At 44.3% G+C, this 2,794-nt stretch carries 3 protein-coding genes; 1 reads left to right on the top strand and 2 read right to left on the bottom strand.

What is annotated here, in order from left to right:
- Both RMO27_RS07255 and RMO27_RS07250 read right to left on the bottom strand, forming a co-directional pair.
- Nucleotides 1-936: POTRA domain-containing protein (locus tag RMO27_RS07255; RefSeq protein WP_309730963.1), on the bottom strand; the 936-nt coding region annotated here is incomplete at its 3' end.
- A gap of 427 nt (nucleotides 937-1,363) precedes the next feature.
- Nucleotides 1,364-2,344, bottom strand: coding sequence for a serine protease (locus RMO27_RS07250; RefSeq protein WP_309730962.1), 981 nt, complete (start codon nucleotides 2,342-2,344; stop codon nucleotides 1,364-1,366).
- Nucleotides 2,345-2,471: 127 nt separating this feature from the next.
- On the opposite strand from RMO27_RS07250, the gene RMO27_RS07245 reads away from it, so the two are divergent.
- The gene (locus RMO27_RS07245) at nucleotides 2,472-2,756 is read left to right on the top strand and encodes a hypothetical protein (protein WP_309730961.1); all 285 of its coding nucleotides are present in this window, start codon (nucleotides 2,472-2,474) and stop codon (nucleotides 2,754-2,756) included.
- The last annotated feature ends 38 nt before the right edge of the window (nucleotides 2,757-2,794 follow it).

Genomic DNA, 2,794 nt, shown 5'->3' with positions numbered 1-2,794 from the left:
ACTGCCCTCACTCTTGCCGAGTGTCACCCCGATCGCGTCCCCAGCTCCAGTCAGATTGTGGTACGATCCGCTGACTTGGGCTTGAATTTCGCCGACGCTGGGAGTGCGATTATTGGCAATATTGATGCCTGTTTGCCAATTAGGGCTTTCTTTGACGTTGACTTGGACGATACTCGTCCCCGGTTGCTGGCCGCTGACGAGTTCGGTACCGATCGATTTGATTAAGGGATCGAGTTGAAGCAGTTGCAGACTCTCGATTAACCGATCGATTTTGAGGACTGGCCCCGTACCGAGGGCGATCCGACTCTTGATATAGTTCGGGTCTAGTCGCTGAGTGCCGGTGACGACAATATCTTCGACCCGACCTTCGATGACTTTAATCTCGACAGTACCACCGCTAGCATCAAAAGACTGATTACCTGGAATATACGCCCCAGAGTTGATATAGCCATTCTTGACATAGAGCTGGGTAATCTCGCTGGCAACTTGGAGTAACTGGGTAAAGTCGAGCGGTTTATTGGTATATTGACTGGTAATTTTCTCGATCTCCGCAGGCGAGAACACAGTGTTGCCAGTAATCTCAAACCGGTTGATGACGATCGTCGCTGGTAAATTTTCGGGAGTGGTGGGTTGACTGGGCAGGTTGGGAGTTGTTGGCGGTGGCAGGAGTTCTGGGGATGGCGGCAGCGTGGGTAATGGTGCTTCGGTGGGTTGGGGCGCGGGTCTTTGAAAATCTGGACGCGGGAGCGTTGGTGTCGTTTGGGCGATCGATCCCTTCTGAGCTGGTGATTGGATCGATCGATTCTCATTCCGAGAGGCTCCGGCGATCGCGGCCAGTCCAATTGTGGGCATACATCCAATTACTAGTGCGGAGATCGTACCAACTCCACCCCTACAAACGGCACCTAGCTGGAATTTTAAAATTGATGTAAACACAAAAGTTAGAGTTTTAGTTAATTATTCAGTTGAGAGTTGGTACGATTTACCCTGTTTTGCAGAGACAAATAACCAGGCATCGCAGTAGCATTGCCAATGATTAGTTATTCAATCAAATACTTGGCGATCTAGAGAATCGCGACATATTTCGCGGATGCTAGCTGCTACAAACTTTAGTCAATTGACTAAGATCGATCGGTGAGAGCCATTTTCCGATGTGGTAGTTTTATCATCATAGTTTGTTTGGAAAATACATTAACTGGTACCAGCGCAAATAAGATCGCTCCGCCCAAAAGATCGGCTATTTGTCGTAGAAGAGTGCCGATCGATTGCATCGATCTCGATCTTTCTTTATCTACCAATCTGATGCTAATGCTCCGACTGGCACCGATCCAGGCTGTAAAGATTATAAGTTTGGCACCTTAGATCAATCATATATTTGCTCGTTTACCTTGGTCGCATCAAAAAGTGGTGGAGAATCACTTCTGTTTCTAAATTTTCGAGTAAATTTTTTGCTATTAGTCCCGATTGTAAAAGATCGATCTATCAGTTGATAGTTTATTGGTGACTTATCGATTCTAGCCCCAGCAAGATTGTTAGCTTGAAATTTTAAGAGAATTTGAATTGGGATCCCTAAATTAAATCCTGTTTTCTCATCATTTGTTATCCCATTATCAGAGCTTTCTCCTGATGCTTGATGATTGCGATCGCCTTGTCCGTGAATGGCGACAACTCTACCAGCCGCATCAAATACCGGGCCACCACTCATCCCTGCTCTGGTGATATTAGTATAAGCAAGATCGTAGCCATTGGTTTGTTCTGGAGGGTTGCGTTCGCGTAGCGTCCCCTGTGGGGAATCGGCCTCATCTAATCTTGAAGAAACCATGCCGCCAGTAAATTGCATGGCGATTCGCTTAATGGCTCTACCTGGTCTGGGAAAACCAGCAACATAAACAGGACTACCTTCATCGATATATTCCGAATTTCCGATTGTACCGATCGCAAAAGTATAGCTACTTTCAAATGAAATCTCTGCTAAATCGACGTTCGGAATTATTTTGATATTTCTGGTTGTGTCTATATCGATCGTGAGCCTTCTTTTTTGACTTAAATTATTCAGCGGGATGGGGGTGATAATTTTGTAGCGGGTACCGCCAGATTTGACAACGTGCGCTGCTGTCAAGACTGTATAAATATTTTTGTTTCCTCTTTCAACCCGCCCGATAATTACACCAGAACCAAAACCGCCATCTGCTGATTCAATTCTGACTACGGTTTTTTTGGCGATCGCCCCAACTTCTCTGGCTAAAATTGCTCTAGCTTCATAAGCTGCATCTACTCGATCTAGAGTAAGAGGAAATGTCGTAACTATTAAACAAATGGGAATGAGATAACGGTTAAAGAACATACTTAATAAATAAATGATTTAAGTTGGCTCTGGGAGATTGCGATTTTAAAAACAAGTCGAGATTTATTCATACAATTTAATGTTGATATTTACCAGGCTCTGAGAACTTGACAAAAACGCTCGATCTGTGTATTCTTACAAAAAGAAGTACTTCTGGATATTTAAGGCTATAAAAAAAGTTTTACTTTCAAGTATTGTATCAATTCTCTTGCTTCAGGTGCTCTCAACCGCAGCAGCTTCAGCATCATCTGATGATGCATTACGAGCGATGATGGACAATACGATGAGTCTTGAATCGATGTTGGGTCAGCTTGATCGACAAATTGGTTTTACAACTGCCATAGCAAATATGAAAGAAGCTCTGGGACAAACAGCAAAAGGAAGGGGTGAAGCGGCGAAACAACTGGTCTAACGAACGATATGAGAGGGTGTCTGAAAAGTCTAAATGCT

The sequence above is a fragment of the Chamaesiphon sp. OTE_75_metabat_556 genome (assembly GCF_031378165.1).
Taxonomy (GTDB): Bacteria; Cyanobacteriota; Cyanobacteriia; order Cyanobacteriales; family Chamaesiphonaceae; genus Chamaesiphon.
The sequence above is the reverse complement of the archived record's forward strand: the minus strand, read 5'-3'. Positions and strand labels throughout refer to the sequence as shown.

Coding starts and splice junctions, on each gene's coding strand:
- RMO27_RS07250 (WP_309730962.1), bottom strand. CDS start 2,344: ATGTTCTTTAACCGTTATCTCATTCCCATTTGTTTAATAGTTACGACA.